14 protein-coding genes are annotated in these 14,539 nt (G+C 67.2%); 2 read left to right on the forward strand and 12 right to left on the reverse strand.

All coding sequences use genetic code 11. The annotated features are described in order from the left end of the window. Window position 1: 1 nt before the first annotated feature. The 4 genes from SIL87_RS09085 to argH are packed head-to-tail and all read right to left on the reverse strand — an operon-like array spanning window position 2 to window position 5,289. The gene (locus SIL87_RS09085) at window positions 2-2,404 is read right to left on the reverse strand and encodes a DUF4175 family protein (protein WP_319613854.1); all 2,403 of its coding nucleotides are present in this window, start codon (window positions 2,402-2,404) and stop codon (window positions 2-4) included. Beyond that, complete coding sequence (lysA, locus tag SIL87_RS09090) at window positions 2,379-3,725, reverse strand: diaminopimelate decarboxylase (protein ID WP_319613855.1); 1,347 nt, start codon at window positions 3,723-3,725, stop codon at window positions 2,379-2,381. The genes SIL87_RS09085 and lysA overlap by 26 nt, the downstream gene beginning before the upstream one ends. Further along, window positions 3,722-3,844 carry a hypothetical protein gene (locus tag SIL87_RS09095; protein WP_319613856.1) on the reverse strand — a complete coding sequence of 41 codons (123 nt, stop codon included), beginning with the start codon at window positions 3,842-3,844 and terminating at the stop codon, window positions 3,722-3,724. Before SIL87_RS09095 ends, lysA begins: the two co-directional genes overlap by 4 nt. Beyond that, window positions 3,841-5,289, reverse strand: coding sequence for an argininosuccinate lyase (gene argH, locus SIL87_RS09100; RefSeq protein ID WP_319613857.1), 1,449 nt, complete (start codon window positions 5,287-5,289; stop codon window positions 3,841-3,843). Before argH ends, SIL87_RS09095 begins: the two co-directional genes overlap by 4 nt. Here argH and SIL87_RS09105 point away from each other — a divergent pair. After that, window positions 5,288-5,890 carry a TlpA family protein disulfide reductase gene (locus SIL87_RS09105; RefSeq protein WP_319613858.1) on the forward strand — a complete coding sequence of 201 codons (603 nt, stop codon included), beginning with the start codon at window positions 5,288-5,290 and terminating at the stop codon, window positions 5,888-5,890. The genes argH and SIL87_RS09105 overlap by 2 nt on opposite strands. A gap of 8 nt (window positions 5,891-5,898) precedes the next feature. Here the strand turns inward: SIL87_RS09105 and SIL87_RS09110 are convergent, their stop codons facing one another. Continuing rightward, window positions 5,899-6,858, reverse strand: coding sequence for an SDR family oxidoreductase (locus tag SIL87_RS09110; protein ID WP_319613859.1), 960 nt, complete (start codon window positions 6,856-6,858; stop codon window positions 5,899-5,901). 142 nt (window positions 6,859-7,000) lie between these two features. Between SIL87_RS09110 and SIL87_RS09115 the strand changes: the two genes are divergently transcribed. After that, the gene (locus tag SIL87_RS09115) at window positions 7,001-7,945 is read left to right on the forward strand and encodes an SMP-30/gluconolactonase/LRE family protein (protein WP_319613860.1); all 945 of its coding nucleotides are present in this window, start codon (window positions 7,001-7,003) and stop codon (window positions 7,943-7,945) included. A 6-nt stretch (window positions 7,946-7,951) separates the two neighbouring features. On the opposite strand, the gene SIL87_RS09120 is transcribed toward SIL87_RS09115, so the two are convergent. The 7 genes from SIL87_RS09120 to SIL87_RS09150 form a co-directional block, all read right to left on the reverse strand. After that, window positions 7,952-8,701 (reverse strand): SDR family NAD(P)-dependent oxidoreductase, encoded by a 750-nt coding sequence (locus SIL87_RS09120; protein WP_319613861.1) that lies wholly within the window; start codon window positions 8,699-8,701, stop codon window positions 7,952-7,954. 76 nt (window positions 8,702-8,777) lie between these two features. Further along, window positions 8,778-9,731: a tyrosine recombinase XerC gene (locus SIL87_RS09125; RefSeq protein ID WP_319613862.1), complete on the reverse strand. Its 954-nt coding sequence runs from the start codon at window positions 9,729-9,731 to the stop codon at window positions 8,778-8,780. Continuing rightward, window positions 9,706-10,110, reverse strand: coding sequence for an ExbD/TolR family protein (locus SIL87_RS09130; RefSeq protein ID WP_319613863.1), 405 nt, complete (start codon window positions 10,108-10,110; stop codon window positions 9,706-9,708). The genes SIL87_RS09125 and SIL87_RS09130 overlap by 26 nt, the downstream gene beginning before the upstream one ends. A gap of 2 nt (window positions 10,111-10,112) precedes the next feature. Beyond that, window positions 10,113-10,787 carry a MotA/TolQ/ExbB proton channel family protein gene (locus SIL87_RS09135; RefSeq protein WP_319613864.1) on the reverse strand — a complete coding sequence of 225 codons (675 nt, stop codon included), beginning with the start codon at window positions 10,785-10,787 and terminating at the stop codon, window positions 10,113-10,115. A 32-nt stretch (window positions 10,788-10,819) separates the two neighbouring features. Beyond that, window positions 10,820-12,703, reverse strand: a complete 1,884-nt coding sequence (locus SIL87_RS09140) for an ABC transporter ATP-binding protein (protein ID WP_319613865.1) — start codon at window positions 12,701-12,703, stop codon at window positions 10,820-10,822. Then, complete coding sequence (locus tag SIL87_RS09145) at window positions 12,700-13,587, reverse strand: ABC transporter permease (RefSeq protein WP_319613866.1); 888 nt, start codon at window positions 13,585-13,587, stop codon at window positions 12,700-12,702. Before SIL87_RS09145 ends, SIL87_RS09140 begins: the two co-directional genes overlap by 4 nt. Further along, complete coding sequence (locus SIL87_RS09150) at window positions 13,584-14,537, reverse strand: ABC transporter permease (RefSeq protein ID WP_319613867.1); 954 nt, start codon at window positions 14,535-14,537, stop codon at window positions 13,584-13,586. The genes SIL87_RS09145 and SIL87_RS09150 overlap by 4 nt, the downstream gene beginning before the upstream one ends. Between the last annotated feature and the right edge of the window lie 2 nt (window positions 14,538-14,539).

Genomic DNA, 14,539 nt, shown 5'->3' on the forward strand with positions numbered 1-14,539 from the left:
GTCAGAAATCGTTGCCGAGCAGGCGGTGGTAGTATTGGTGGGCGGGGGGCGGCAGGTCGGGTGCGGCGTCGCGCCGGATCAGTTCGTTCTGGATCGTGCGGGCGTCGGATTTGATGCCGGCGCGGCCGAGGCGGATGACGCCGTGATTCTGGTTGCCGTACTGGCCGTGGCCGCCTGAGGCGCGTTGGCCGAGGCCGGAGGGGCCGCTGCCGGAACCCTTGCCGGTGCGCATCGCCTGCAACGCGCTCTGGGCCTGCTGGAGGGCGGCGATGGCGGCGCGTTCGGCGGGCAAGGCACCGGGGGCGTCACCGCGGGTGAGGGAGGCCGTTGCCGATTGCATCGCCTGCTGACCCTGGCCGATCTGCGGGCCGGGTGGGATGCCGGCCTGGGCGAGGCTGGTCGCGGTGGCGCCGAGTTGCTGCTGCAGGGCTTGTTGCGCGCGGGCGAGGGCCTGGTCCGGGGCGGGGGTGGGCTGGCCGGCGCGGTTGCCCCGCTGATTACCCGGTTGATTGCCCGGTTGGGGCTGGGATTGCCGGGCGGTGCGGTCCATCAGCCCGGCTTCCTCGCGCATCAGTTTCGACAGGGTGCTTTCGGCCTGATGGGCGGCCTGCTGGCGGGCCTGCTCGGCGGCGGAGACCGGTTTTTCCTGTTGGACCTGACGCAGCATGGCGCGGAGTTTGGCGAGGTCGGCCTTGGCCTGTCCAGCATCCCCGGCGGCGGCTTCATCGGCGATGCGCTGGGCGAGGGCGCTGATACTGGACATGGTGCCGAGCTGGGCCTGGGTGAGGGATTTCTGGCCCTGGGCGGCGAGATGGGCCTGGGAGGCGGCGTCGAGCCGGGCGAGGAGTTTCTGTAACTGGGTCGCGGCGGTGGAATGGCCAGCGAGGGCCTTGTTCAGGGCGGCTTCGAGGGCGCGGCGGGCGGCGGCGAGCTGTTCGGCGGCGCGGAAGGCCGCACCCTGTTCGGCGCGTTGCACGAGGCCCCATAGCTGGGCTTCGGGATGGGGCGCGGTGCCGGCGGCGAAGCGAGGGGCGAAACTGGCGATGTCGCGTTTCGTGCCGGGGGTGATCGGGCCGGGGGGGGTTGTTGCGAGGGTGGCGAGACGGGCGGCGAGGGCATTGTGGCGTGCGGGATCGAGGGCGAGGGATTGACGGATCGCTTCGAGCGCCTGCGCGGTCGCGTTATGGAGGATCGGTGCGGGGAGGGTGATGCGGGCGGGGCTGGACGTGCCGGTCTGGCCCGCCTTGTTGGTGGCGATCAGCCGGGCTTCGACCGCCATGCCGGCATAGGGGCTTTCCAGCAGGTCGAGCAGGGCTTCGCCGTGGGTGGGCGAGGGGTGGGGCACGGCGGCGTGGTCGGTGCGGGGTGCGGGCTTTCCGGGGGGCGTGCGGCTGGCGGGCTGGAAGGCGAGGTCGAGCCCGGTCAGGCCGTAGGGGCTCGCGACGTTCCAGGTGAAGTCGATCCGTTTGCCGTCGGGGTCGCGATAGGGCGGGATGGTAAAGCCGATCGTGGGCGGGACGGGGGCTGCGACGATCAGGCGGTAACGCGCGATGCGGTGCCAGAAGGGGCCGATCGTGATGGTGGTGGGCGCGGTGAGCGGCACGGTGGCGCGGTAGCTGCCGTTTGCGATGGTGGCGAAGCGGATGCCGTGAGGGCCGGCGGCGGCGGCGGGGGGCGATGATCCGCCGCCGGTCAGGATGAGTGCGAGCGAGGAGCCGCTCAGGACGGTGATCGGGTGGGCGGAGGGTTTGATCAGGATCGGGGCTTCGCCGGTCCAGCGTGGCGGGGTGATCCAGGCCTGGACCGTGATGCCGCTGCCGGGGAACAGGCGCGGCAGGTCGAAGCTGCGGGCGAGGCGCGGGCCGGCCTGATGGCCCGCCGCGATCCAGGCCGCGATCAGGGCGAGCAACAGCAGGGCGCGCAGGGCGAGCGGGTCGTGGGCGGCGAGATCGGGTGTAGGACGGCCGATTCGCGCGGTGCGCAACGCGGCATCGGTGCGGGCGCGATGGGACTGCCAGAGCGTGGTGGTGAGCGGATCGGTGAGCGAGTCTGTGAGGGAGGCGGAGCCTGCGAGGGCGCGGCGGTCTTCGAAGGCGGTGATCGGACGGTGCGAGAGGCGGGAATCGTGTTCGATCCGCCGGTCGATCGCGGCTGGCAGGGGTGGGGCGTAGTGGCGGCGGGCGTGGAGGATGGCGGCGATCAAGGCGAGGAGGCCGATCAGGTCGGCGCGCCAGCCGCCGAGGCCGAGCAGGGTGGCGATCAGGAACAGGGCGATCACGCCGAGCGGGGCGAGGGATGCGACGGCGAGCGCCTCGATGGTGAGGACGAGATGCGCCCGCCGGCGGAGGCGGGCGAGGTGGGTGGCGATGGGATCGGGGTCAGGCGTGGGGGATGATCTCGTCATGCCAGAGCTGATCGATCGGTTGGCGCATTCTGATCAGATGGGGTTGCCCGCGATCGATCAAGATCTGGGCGGCGCGGGGGCGGGCATTGTAGGTGCTGCTCATCACCGCGCCATAGGCACCCGCATCGAGGATTGCGACCAGCGCGCCGGGTTTGAGGGCGGGCAGATCGTACCGGCCGAACCGGTCGCTGCTTTCGCAGACCGGGCCGACGATTTCGGTGGGGCGCGGCGGGGATGCGGCATCGATCGCGCCGACCGGGACGATGCCGTGATTGGCGTCGTAGAGGGCGGGGCGGATCAGATCGTTCATGCCGGCATCGAGGATGGTGAAATCGGCGGCTTCGGTGGCTTTGGTCAGGGTGACCCGCGCGAGCAGGATGCCCGCGGGGGCGACCAGCCAGCGGCCCGGTTCGATGGTGAGGTCGAGTGCGCGATCGCCGATCAGGCGCTTGACCATGGCGGCATAGGCGCCGAGCGGGAAGGCGATGCCGTCATCATAGGGGATGCCGAAGCCGCCGCCGAGGTCGAAAGCAGTGATCGTGGCACCTTCCGCCATGAGGCTGTCGATCAAATCGAGGATGCGGTGATAGGCGGCTTCGAACGGGGTGGGGCTGAAGATCTGGCTGCCGATATGGGTGGAAAATCCGATGGCGCGGATGCCGGGCAGGCGGGCGGCGTGGCGGTAGAGTGCGGCGGCCTGATGGAGGGGGATGCCGAATTTGTCGGTGGCGCGGCCGGTGCTGATTTTATCGTGACCGCCCGCCGCGATGTCGGGGTTCACCCGCAGCGCGACCGGGGCGATGCGGTTGGCGGCGGTGGCGATGGCCGAGATCATGGCCAGTTCCTCGGCACTTTCGACGTTGAACTGGCCGATGCCGGCGGCGAGGGCGGCGGCGATTTCGTCCTCGCGCTTGCCGACGCCGGAATAGACCATCGCAGCCGGGGCGATGCCGGCGGCGGCGGCGCGGGCGAATTCGCCGGCGCTGGTCACGTCGGCGCCCGCACCGACCCCGTTTCCGCCTTGGCGCAGCAGGTTCAGGATGGCGAGGTGGTCGTTTGCCTTGACGGCGAAGCGGATCGCGGGGGTGAGGCCGATAGTCGCGAAGGTGGTTTGCAGCAAAGTCAGACGGTTGCGGAGTGTTGCTGCGCTGTAGATCCAGCTTGGGGTGCCATGTTCGGCGGCGATCGCGGCGAGCGGGACATCATCGAAGGTGAGTCCGTCCTGAGCGTGCCAGCGCAGAGCGGGGCGCGCCGCGATCAGCCGGTGCCAGGGCTGGTCGCGCAGCAGCGTGGCGGAGGAAAGGGCGGCGTGATGGTTCATTGCGACGGGTATTGGTGCGGGTAGGTGATGGCGCTTGCCGGGCCGGGCGGCGAGGGGGCACCGGCGCGACCGCAGGCGGCGAGGGCGGCGCAGGCGAGGATCAGGATGAGGTATTTCATGACAGGGCCTTCTGCCACGCGGCGGCGGCGCGGGCGACGTTGTCCGGCGCGGTGCCGCCGATCGCCTTGCGTGCGGCGACCGAGGCCTCGACCGTGATGACGCCGAACACCGCTTCGGTGATCCGGGGTTCGGCCTCCTGCATGGCGGCGAGGGGCAGGGAGGCGAGGTCGGTGCCGCGCGCCTCGGCCATGGCGACGATGCGGCCGGTGACGTGGTGGGCGGTGCGGAACGGCAGGTCGAGGTCGCGGACCAGATAATCGGCGAGGTCGGTTGCTGTGGCGAAATCGGCCCCGGCGGCGTCGCGCATGCGCGCTTCGTCGGCCTGCATGTCGGTGACCATGCCGGTCATCGCGGCGAGGCTGAGTTCGGCGGCGTCCGCCGCGTCGAAGACGGCTTCCTTGTCTTCCTGCATGTCCTTGGCATAGGCGAGCGGCAGGCCCTTCATGACGGTGAGCAGGGCGAGCAGGGCACCGAAGATGCGGCCGGTTTTGGCGCGGGTGAGTTCGGCGGCGTCCGGATTGCGCTTTTGTGGCATGATCGAGGAGCCGGTGGTGTAGGCATCCGACAGGCGGATGAAGCGGTAGGGGGCGCTGACCCAGATGATGATTTCCTCGGCGAAGCGCGACAGGTGCATCGCCATGATCGAGAGGGCGGCGAGGAATTCGATGGCGAAGTCGCGGTCGGAGACGGCATCGAGGGAATTGGCAGTTGGTGCTGTAAAACCAAGGGCTTGCGCGGTCATGTTGCGGTCGATCGGGAAGGTGGTGCCGGCGAGGGCCGCGCTGCCGAGCGGGCATTGGTTGAGGCGGGCACGGGCATCGGCGAGGCGGGAGCGGTCGCGCGCGAGCATTTCGACATAGGCGAGCAGATGGTGGCCGAAGGTGACCGGCTGGGCGGTTTGCAGATGGGTGAAGCCGGGCATGATGGTGCCGGCGTGTTCGGCGGCGCGGTCGGCCAGGGCGCGCATCAGGTCGCGGAGCTGGAGGTCGATCGCGTCGATCGCGTTGCGGACCCAGAGGCGGAAATCGGTCGCGACCTGATCGTTGCGGCTGCGGGCGGTGTGGAGGCGGCGCCCGGCCTCGCCGATCCGGCCGACCAGCCAGGCTTCGATGTTGGTGTGGATGTCTTCCAGGGCGGGGTCGAAAGTAAATTTTTGTGAAGTGATCGCCGCGTGGATTTCGCCAAGACCGTTGCGGATCGCGGTTTCGTCGTCCTGGCTGATGATGCCCTGATGCGCCAACATGGCGGCGTGGGCCAGACTTCCGGCGATATCCTCGCGCCAGAGCCGGTGATCGAACCCGATCGAGGCGTTGATCGCCTGCATGATCGCCGCCGGCCCTTCGGAAAATCGACCGCCCCATTGCAGGCGCGCGGCTTGCGCTTCGCCGGTGTTATGGTCAGATGCAGACTTGGTTATATTTTCGGGCGGAGCATCGACGTTCATGGCAATCAAACTTTCAAGGCGGCATTTCGCGGCATTGGGCGCAGGGGTGTTGCTGCCTGACTTAACGGCGCTTGCCGGGTTGGGCAAATCGGCTTTCGCGATGAGTTTGCCCGATGTGGCGCAGAATCTGGCGGAAACCCTGCCGGAGCCGGCACCGGATTTTCATTTCATGAACGCGGCGGGGCGGCGGCTGGACCTTGCACATTACAAGGGCGAAGGGTTGATCGTTAATTTCTGGGCGACCTGGTGCCCGCCATGCCGGGCGGAACTGCCCTCGCTGGTGGTGCTCAACAAGATGCTGCTGCCGGACGGCATCCGGGTGCTGCCGATCTCGGTCGATTCCGATGGGATCAAGGCGGTGATCCCGTATTACAAGAAACACGATATTACGGGCGTGCCGATGCTGATCGACCCGTCCTCCAGCGCGTTGCGGGCGTTTCAGGTCAACGGGATTCCACTGACCGTGATCGTCAATCGCAAGGGCGATGTGGTCGCCTCGCTGCAGGGGGCGGGCAACTGGGCGACTGCGACGACGGCGGCGAAGGTGCGCGAGCTGATCGGGCCGCCTCTGGCCAGGGGGACGAAGGCGACCGCGACCTAGGGTTTGGTTCAGCGGTCGGTATAGCCGCCGATCACCGGGAGGATTTCGCCGGTGATGAAGCTCGACATCTGCTTCGAGGCGAGGAACAGGTAGGCCGGGGCGATTTCCTCGGGCTGGGCCGGGCGCTTCATGCGGGTGTTGGAGCCGAAACTGTCCATTTTCGAGGGATTGTCGCTCGGGTTGAGCGGGGTCCAGACCGGGCCGGGGGCGACGGCGTTGACCCGGATGCCGCGCGAGGCGAGCGAGCCGGCGAGGGCGCGGGTGAAGCTGTGGATGCCGCCTTTGGTCATGGTGTAGTCGATGATGGTGGAATTGCCCATCAGCGCGGTGACCGAGCCGGAATTGACGATGGCCGCGCCCTCGCCCATGTGCGGCAGGCAGGCCTGGGCCATGTGGAAATAGCCGTAGAGATTGGTTTTGATGGTCAGGTCGAAATGCTCCTCGGTGAGGTCTTCGAAGCGGCTGACATGCATCTGAAAGGCGGCGTTGTTCACCAGGATGTCGATTTTGCCGAAGGCCTCGACCACTTTGGCCACGGCGTCGAAACAGGATTTGCGGTCGGTCACGTCGCCGGCGATGGTGAGGACGCGCTGGCCTTCGGCCTCGATCGCGGCTTTGACCACGTCGGCGTCTTCCTGTTCGTGGGCGAGGTGGAGGATGGCGACATCGGCCCCTTCGCGGGCGAACAGGATGGCGACGGCGCGGCCGATGCCGGAATCGCCTCCGGTGATGATCGCGACGCTGCCGGCGAGCTTGCCGGAGCCTTTCCAGTAGGGGGCGTCGTACATCGGCGCGAGGCTCTGGCCGGTTTCGATGCCGGGTTTCGATCGGGATTCATCGGGGAAGGGCGGTTCGGGGTAGCGGCGGGCGCCGGCCTGCATGGCGCCCTGCATTTCGATCGGCGGGCGCGCCTTGTCGGCGTCGCGGACTTGCTGTTGGATCGCTTTCTGGCGGGCGGTGACGTCCATGATCGGGCTCCTTGAATGATGGTTGCCAAGTTGGGAAGGATGGGGAAATGCTTCAAATGAAAAGGCGGCAATCAGGAAGGTTGACGGGCAGGATTGGCGCGTCCGGGCGTTGCGGGGTGCGGCTTTGCATGGTGGGGGCGCGATGAGCGGGTGGGTTCCGGCGTCGCGTTATCCTGATCCGGCGATCGAGACGCTCGATCCGTCATTCGCGAAATACCGGCTGTTCAATGCGGCGGTGGAACGGATTGCGGCCGGGATGCGCTGGTGCGAGGGGCCGGTGTGGTTCGGGGATGGGCGATATTTGCTGTGGAGCGACATTCCGAACGACCGGATCATGCGGTGGGATGAGACCGATGACAGCGTTTCGGTGTTTCGCGAGGGCGGGTTCGCCAATGGCAATACCCGCGACCGGCAGGGGCGGCTGGTGACGTGCGAGCACGGCGGGCGGCGGGTGGTGCGGACGGAGTATGACGGGTCGCTGACCGTGCTGGCGGATCGGTTCGAGGGCAGGCGGTTGAATTCGCCCAATGATGTGGTGGTGAAATCGGATGGCAGCATCTGGTTCACCGATCCGCCGTTCGGGTTGGGGTCGGATTACGAGGGGCGGATCGCGCGTGCGGAACTCGGGGCCCATGTGTATCGGATCGACGGGGGGAACGGGGCGGTCACGCTGGTGGCGGATGATGTGCTCGGGCCGAACGGGCTTGCGTTTTCGCCCGATGAGCGGCGGCTTTATATTGTGGAGTCGCGCGGGGTGCCGCATCGGCGCATCCTTGTGTTCGATGTGACGGGGGAGGGTGCGATCGGCAACGGGCGGGTGCTGATCGATGCCGGGACGGAGGGGACGCCGGACGGGATACGCTGCGATGTGGATGGCAATATCTGGGCGGGGTGGGGGATGGGCAGCGCGGCGCTCGACGGGGTGATGATATTCAACCCGGACGGCGCGGCGATCGGGCGGATCGCGCTGCCGGAACGCTGTGCGAATGTGTGCTTCGGCGGGCGGCATCGCAACCGGCTGTTCATGGCGTCCAGCCGGTCGCTCTATGCGCTTTATGTCAATGCCGCGGGGGTGCCGGGTGGGTGAGCGGGGTCAGTAGGTGGCGCGGCCGCCTGAGATGTCGAACACGCCGCCGGTGCTGAACGAACATTCGCGCGAGGCGAGGAAGCAGATCAGCGAGGCCATTTCCTCGACGGTGCCGAACCGGCCCATCGGGATTTTCGAGAGCATGAAGTCGATGTGCTCCTGGGTCATCTGGTCGAAAATGGCGGTCCTGACGGCGGCGGGGGTGACGCAGTTGACCGTGATGCCGGTTTTCGCGAGCTCCTTGCCGAGGGATTTGGTCAGGCCGATCACCCCGGCCTTCGAGGCGCTGTAGGCGGATGCGTTGGGGTTGCCCTCCTTGCCGGCGATCGAGGCGATGTTGACGATGCGGCCGGTATTGGCTTCGAGCATGCGTTTCACCACCGCCTTGTTGGTGATGAACATGCCGATCAGGTTGATTTCGATGACCTGGCGCCAGGCATCGGTCTCGTAGGTCCATGTCGTCGTGTTGGGGCCGGTGATGCCGGCGCTGGCCACCAGGATGTCGATGCTGCCGAAGGTGGCGTGGGTGGTGCTGGCTGCCTGTTCGACGGAGGCTTCGTCGGTGACATCGACGGTGAAGCCGATCGCGGCATCGCCGAGGGTGGCGCGGGCGGCGGCGATGGCGGCGTGGTCGCGGTCCCAGATGGCGACGCGGCCGCCTTCGGCGATGATGCGGTGCGCGACGGCATGGCCGATGCCGGCGGCGCCCCCGGTGATGACGGCGGATTGGCCTTCGAAGCGGTTCTGTTGGGTCATGGTTTCCGTCCCTTATCGATGATGGACAGGGATAACACTTCGGGATCGGTTTGTCTTGGCCGGACGGGATGCCGGCTCAGGCGCGGGGGTGGGATTTCTGCCAGACCGAGATGAGCTGGGCGGTGTCGATATCGGTGTAGCGCTGGGTGGTGGAGAGGCTGGCGTGGCCGAGGAGTTCCTGGATCGAGCGGAGATCGGCCCCGGCGGCGAGGAGGTGGGTGGCGAAGGAGTGGCGCAGGGCGTGGGGGGTGGCGTGTTCGGGCAGGCCGTTGGCGCGGCGGAAGTTTCGGAGATGGCGCTGGACCACACCGGCGTTGAGCCGCGCGCCGCGGGCCCCGAGGAAGAGGGGCGATTGCGGGGCGGCGGCGGGGTGGATGCGTCGCCATGCGGCGAGAGCTTCGCGCACGGTGGCGAGGAGGGGAACGATGCGTTGCTTGCCACCCTTGCCGCGCACGATCAGGGGCGTGGCCTCGGGCGGGAGGTCGGCGATGTTGAGCGACAGGGCTTCGTCGATCCGCAATCCGGCGCCGTAGAGCAGGGCCATCAGCGCGGTGTCGCGGATGGCGAGGGCGGTGGTGGCGGCATCATCGCCGATCGCGGTGACGACGGATTTCGCATCGGGGGTGGTGAGGGCGCGGGGCAAAGGTTTGCGGGCACGCGGGGTGAGGCTGAGGCCGGGGGCTGGGTTGGCGATGCCGTGGCGGAGGTGCAGATAGCGGTAGAAGCTGCGGATCGCCGCGAGTTTTTTGGCACGGGTGGCGTTGCCGACGCCGTTCGTCGCGATGCGGGCGAGGTGGCTGCGCAGGTCGGTGAGGGTGAGGGCCGCGAGGTCGGCTGCGGTGGGTTCGGCGCCGAGATGGGCGGTGAGGAAGCCGAGGAATTCGGCGAGGTCGCCGCCATAGGTGATGATGGTTTTGGGAGCGGCGCGGCGTTCACTGGCCAGATAGGCCAGGAACGCCGCGCGCAGATCCTCCGCTGGCGTGTCCGCCGCCGCTGGGGCCGCGTCAGTGCTTGGTGGCGAGACCGACATCGGTGATGCCGGATTTCCGCACCGAGTTCATCACCTGCATGATGCGCTCGTATTTCACCGATTTGTCGCCCGCGATGATCACGTCGATCTTTTTCTTGGTGTCGTACAGGCCGGTCAGGTAGGTGGTCAGCCCCGCGCGGGTGATCGACTGATTCTTGACGTGCAGGCCGCCGTTGGGGTCGATCATGATGACGATCTGGGTGGGCTTCAGCTCGTTGGCGGTCGAGGCGCCGGGGAGCTGGAGCTTGACGCCGGAATCGGGGATCATTTTCAGCACGATCATGACGAAGAACACCAGGAGAAACATCATGATGTCGATCATCGGGACGATTTCGAGCCGGGGTCGGCTGCGCTCCTGAGGGTGACGTCTGTGGCGCATGATCAGACCCCTGCGGCGGTGTATTCGGCGGCGCGGGTCTGGGCCATCGTGCTCGTCGCGCCGTCGCTCAGGCCGCGGGTGTGGAAACGGTTGACCAGCATGACCTTGATCAGTTCAAGCTGCTGGGTGATGCGCTGGGCGATCGAGTTGAAGTAGTTGACGAAATAGACCGCGATGATCGCGATGAGCAGGCCGGCGCCGGTGGAGATCAGCGCATCCGCGATGCCGCCGGTAACCTTGGCCGGGCCGCCGTGCTGGGAGAGCACGTTGAAGGCCTGGATCATGCCGATGATGGTGCCGAACAGGCCGAGCAGCGGGGCGAGGGTGACCGAGGTGTCGAGAATCCAGAGGCCGCGATTGACCCGGGGCATCGCGTCCATGATTTCCTCTTCGAGGTGGAAATCGAGCTCGTCGGCGGTTTCGCCGCGCGAGGCGAGGGCGGTGACGATGAGGTGGCCCTGAAGGGTCTTGCTGTTGGCTTCCGCGAGTTCGCGCAGGCCTTCGAGATTGCCGTAGCCGATCTCGCGGAGGCGGGCGTGGATGCGGCTGCCGGAATTGATGGTCTTTTTCAGCAGCCAGAGCCGCTCGAAGGCGACCACGAGGGTGATCAGCAGCAGCACGGGCATGACGGCGAGCAGGCCACCCGTGAGCAGGACAAGTCGGACAATTTCGTTCATCGGTTCATCTCCAGAGGCTGCGCGGTCGCGGTCTATACGGCGGACGGCTGGGCGGTTGAGGGTAAGAATTCCATTATATCAAGCGCTCCGCCCGGTTGGTTCGTGCGGAAATGCGGGGAGGCGGCAATGAGTTCCCTGGTGTAGGCGTTGCGTGGGCTGGTCAGCACTTCCTGTGCGGTACCGAATTCCACCATCCTGCCGCCGTTCAAAACGGCAATCCGGTCGGCCATGTAACTAACCGCGGCAATGTCATGGCTGATCAGCATATAGCTCAAACCATCTTGACGCGCCAAATCTTTCAAAAGGTTCAACAATAGAGCCTGGGTTGAAACATCGAGACTCGATGTCGGTTCGTCAAGCACGATTATGCCGGGATTGGTGGCGAGGGCGCGCGCGATCGCGATGCGTTGGGCCTGGCCGCCGGAAACCGAGCCGGGAAACAGGTTGATCATGCGATCGGACAGGCCGACCCGGTCGAGCAGGGCGACGGTCTGGTCCATGCGGGCGCGTTTGCTGCGAATCCCGGCGAGTTTCAGGGGTTCGGCGATGATGTCGCCGATCCGCATGCGCGGGTTCATCGATTCCTTGGGGTCCTGGAACACGACCTGGATGCGCCGCCGGGCCGGTTTGCGCTGAGCGCGGGGCATTGCATCGAAGGCTTCGCCGTTCAAGATAACGTGACCCTGATAGGGGATCATTTGCAGGACGGCGCGACCGAGGGTGGATTTGCCCGAGCCGCTCTGGCCGACGATGCCGAGACATTCGCCCTGGCCGAGGGTGAAGGAGATGTCCTCCAGCGCGCGCATCTTGTCCTTGCGGCCGAGGACGCCCTGGATGAAACTGGTGGCGGTTCGTTCGTAATCGACGCCCAGGGCTGTGACTTCGAGGGCGGTGTCGCGGTTGACCGGGGCGGCGGGGGCGGCTTCGGGCGTGACCGCATCGAGCAGGGCGGCGGGGTCGATCTCGCGGGCGCGCCGGCAGGCGAAGATGGTGCCGCCGGTGGTGTCCGGTGCGGGGTAGGCGGTTTCGCAGGCGGGTTCGCGAAAGGCGCAGCGCGGGGCGAAGCGGCAGCCGGGGGGGCGGGATTCCGGGTCCGGCAGGTTGCCCGGGATGCTGGCGAGGCGGGTTTGTCCGAGGCGGGGGACCGCGCCGAGCAGGGCCTGGCTGTAGGGATGGCGCGGCTGGGCGAAAAAGGACCGGGCGCCGCCCCATTCGACCGATTTGCCGGCGTAGAGGACGTGGACCTGATCGGCGTGTTCCTCGACGATCGAGAGGTCGTGGGTGATGAACAGCACGCCCATGCTGTGTTCGCGGCGGAGGCGGCTGAGCAAGGTGAGGATCTGGCGGGCGACCAGCAGATCGAGGCCGGTTGTGGGTTCGTCGGCGATCAGCAGTTTGGGCGAGCAGGCCAGGGCCATCGCGATCATCACGCGCTGGCGCATGCCGCCGGAGAATTGGTGGGGGTAGTCGTCGAGCCGGTCGGCGGGGTCGGGGATGCCGACTTCGCCGAGCAGTTCGCGGGCGCGGGCGCGGGCGGCGCGATCGGACTCGCCGGTGTGGAGGCGATAGACTTCGGCGATCTGGTTGCCGACGCGGGTGGTGGGATTGAGCGCCGAGAGCGGGTTCTGGAACACCATGCCGATGTCGCGGCCGCGAACCTTGCGCATCTGGGATTCGGTGAGAGCGGCGAGATCGGTGCCCGCGAGCATGACCTTGCCGGTGATTTCGGCGCTGCGGGGCAGGAGCCGGATGACGCCGAGCGAGGCGATGGTTTTGCCCGATCCGCTTTCGCCGACCAGCGCGGTCATTTCGCCCGCGTTGACGGTGAGGCTGATATCGTCGAGCACCGAGATCGGGCGGCCACGGCCGCGCTTGAGGGCGACCGAGAGATGTTCGAGCGAGAGGACCGTGCTCATCGTGCGGCACCGAAGCGGGCGAGCAGGCCCTGGCCGATCAGGTTGGCGGCCATGATCGAGAGAAAGATCATCAGGCCGGCGGGCAGGATCATCCACCACGGGTCGAGCGCGATCAGGTTGAGGCCGGTTTGCAGCAGGCCGCCCCAGCTGGTGTAGGGCGGCTGGACGCCGAGGCCGAGGAAGCTCAGGCCGGAGAGGGCGAGCACCATGTCACCCACCAGGAAGGTTGCGTTGACCACGAGGATGGGGGCCATCACGCGCAGGATGTGGACGCGGGCGACGTACCAGGTGCCGCCGCCGAACTGGCGGGTGGCGAGGATGAAATCGCGGTTGCGCTGGGCGATCGCTTCGTTGCGGACGATGCGGGCGAGGCCGGGCCAGGAGGTGAGGCCGAGCAGCAGGATCAGTTCGAAATTGCCCGGCTGGAACAGGGCGGAGAAGAAGATCAGCACGACGAGGCCGGGGAGGGCCAGGATCGCATCGAGCACGCGCATCAAAACCTTGTCGATCCAGGAGGGGCTGAGGGCGGCGGCGAGGCCGTAGACGATGCCGAGGCCGAAGGTGAGGATGGCGGCGGGGATGCTGACGATGAGGGTGGCGTACCCGCCGGCGATCAGGCGCGCGAGTTCGTTGCGGCCGATCTGGTCGGTGCCGAGGGGGAATGTCGCACTCGGGCCCTGCAGGGCGTGATGGCCGTGGATGGCGTAGGGGCTGGCGGTGTAGAGATAGGGACCGAGCAGGCTGAAGCCGAGGATGAGGACGGCGAGCACCAGCCCGGTGACCAGCGTGCCGCGGTCGCCCAGCCACATGGCGGCGCGTTCGGCGGCGGAGCGGCGCAGTGCGCCGCCGGGGGCGGTGATGGCGGTGGCGAGTGAATTGCTCATTCGAAGCGCTCCCTGGGGTCGAGCAGGCCGTTGACCAGATCCGCCAGCAAGTTGCCGATGACGGTGAGCGCGCCGATCAACAGGACGATGGCGGAGATGACCGGGTAATCCTGCGATAATGCGGATCGCCAGAGCAGGTAGCCGAGGCCGGGATAGTTGAAGACGGTTTCGACCAGGACCGAGCCCGCGAAAATGCCGGGAAAGGACAGGCCGAGAATGGTGACCAGCGGGCGCAGGGCGTTGCGCAGCACGTGCTTGAACAGCACGGCGCGGAAGGTGAGGCCCTTGGCCAGAGCGGTGCGGACGTAATCCTTGCCGAGTTCCTCATGCACCGAGGTGCCGAAATAGCGCGACAGCCCGGCGACGCCGAGCAGGCCGACGGTGAGGACCGGCAGGATGAGGTGGCGCGCATAGTCCGGCAGGCCGGGGTTTTCGAGGCGGAGATTGGTGATGCCGCCGGTGGGCAGGACGCCCCATTTCACACCGAAATACAGGATGAACATGGTGCCGACGAAGAAGGTCGGCAGGGCATAGAGCGAGAGTTGGAGGGCGCCGATGACCCGGGCGGGCCAGCGCTCGTAGGTGACGCCCTGAAGCAGGCCGAGGCCGATCGAGAGGATCAGGGCGAGCAGGATGGCGCCGATATAGAGGGCCAGGGTGTTCATCATGTAGTCGCCGACCAGTTGGGTGACCGGGCGGTTGAGCAGGTAGGAATAGCCGAGACGGCCCTGCAGCAGATGCCACCACCAGATGACGTATTGCTTCCAGAGCGGGGCGGCGAGGCCGAGGCGGACGTTAAGCTCGTGCACGGCGGCGGGCGTCGCTTTCTGGCCGAGGATGGAATAGGCCGGACCGCCCGGGGTGGCGTGGGTCATGAAGAAGACGATGGTGATGAGGATCGCGAGCGACAGGAGAGCGGTCAGAAGGCGGTTGACGATCATGCGCAGCATGG

Origin of the sequence: Acidiphilium acidophilum, from assembly GCF_033842475.1 — a bacterium.
Taxonomy (GTDB): Bacteria; Pseudomonadota; Alphaproteobacteria; order Acetobacterales; family Acetobacteraceae; genus Acidiphilium; species Acidiphilium acidophilum.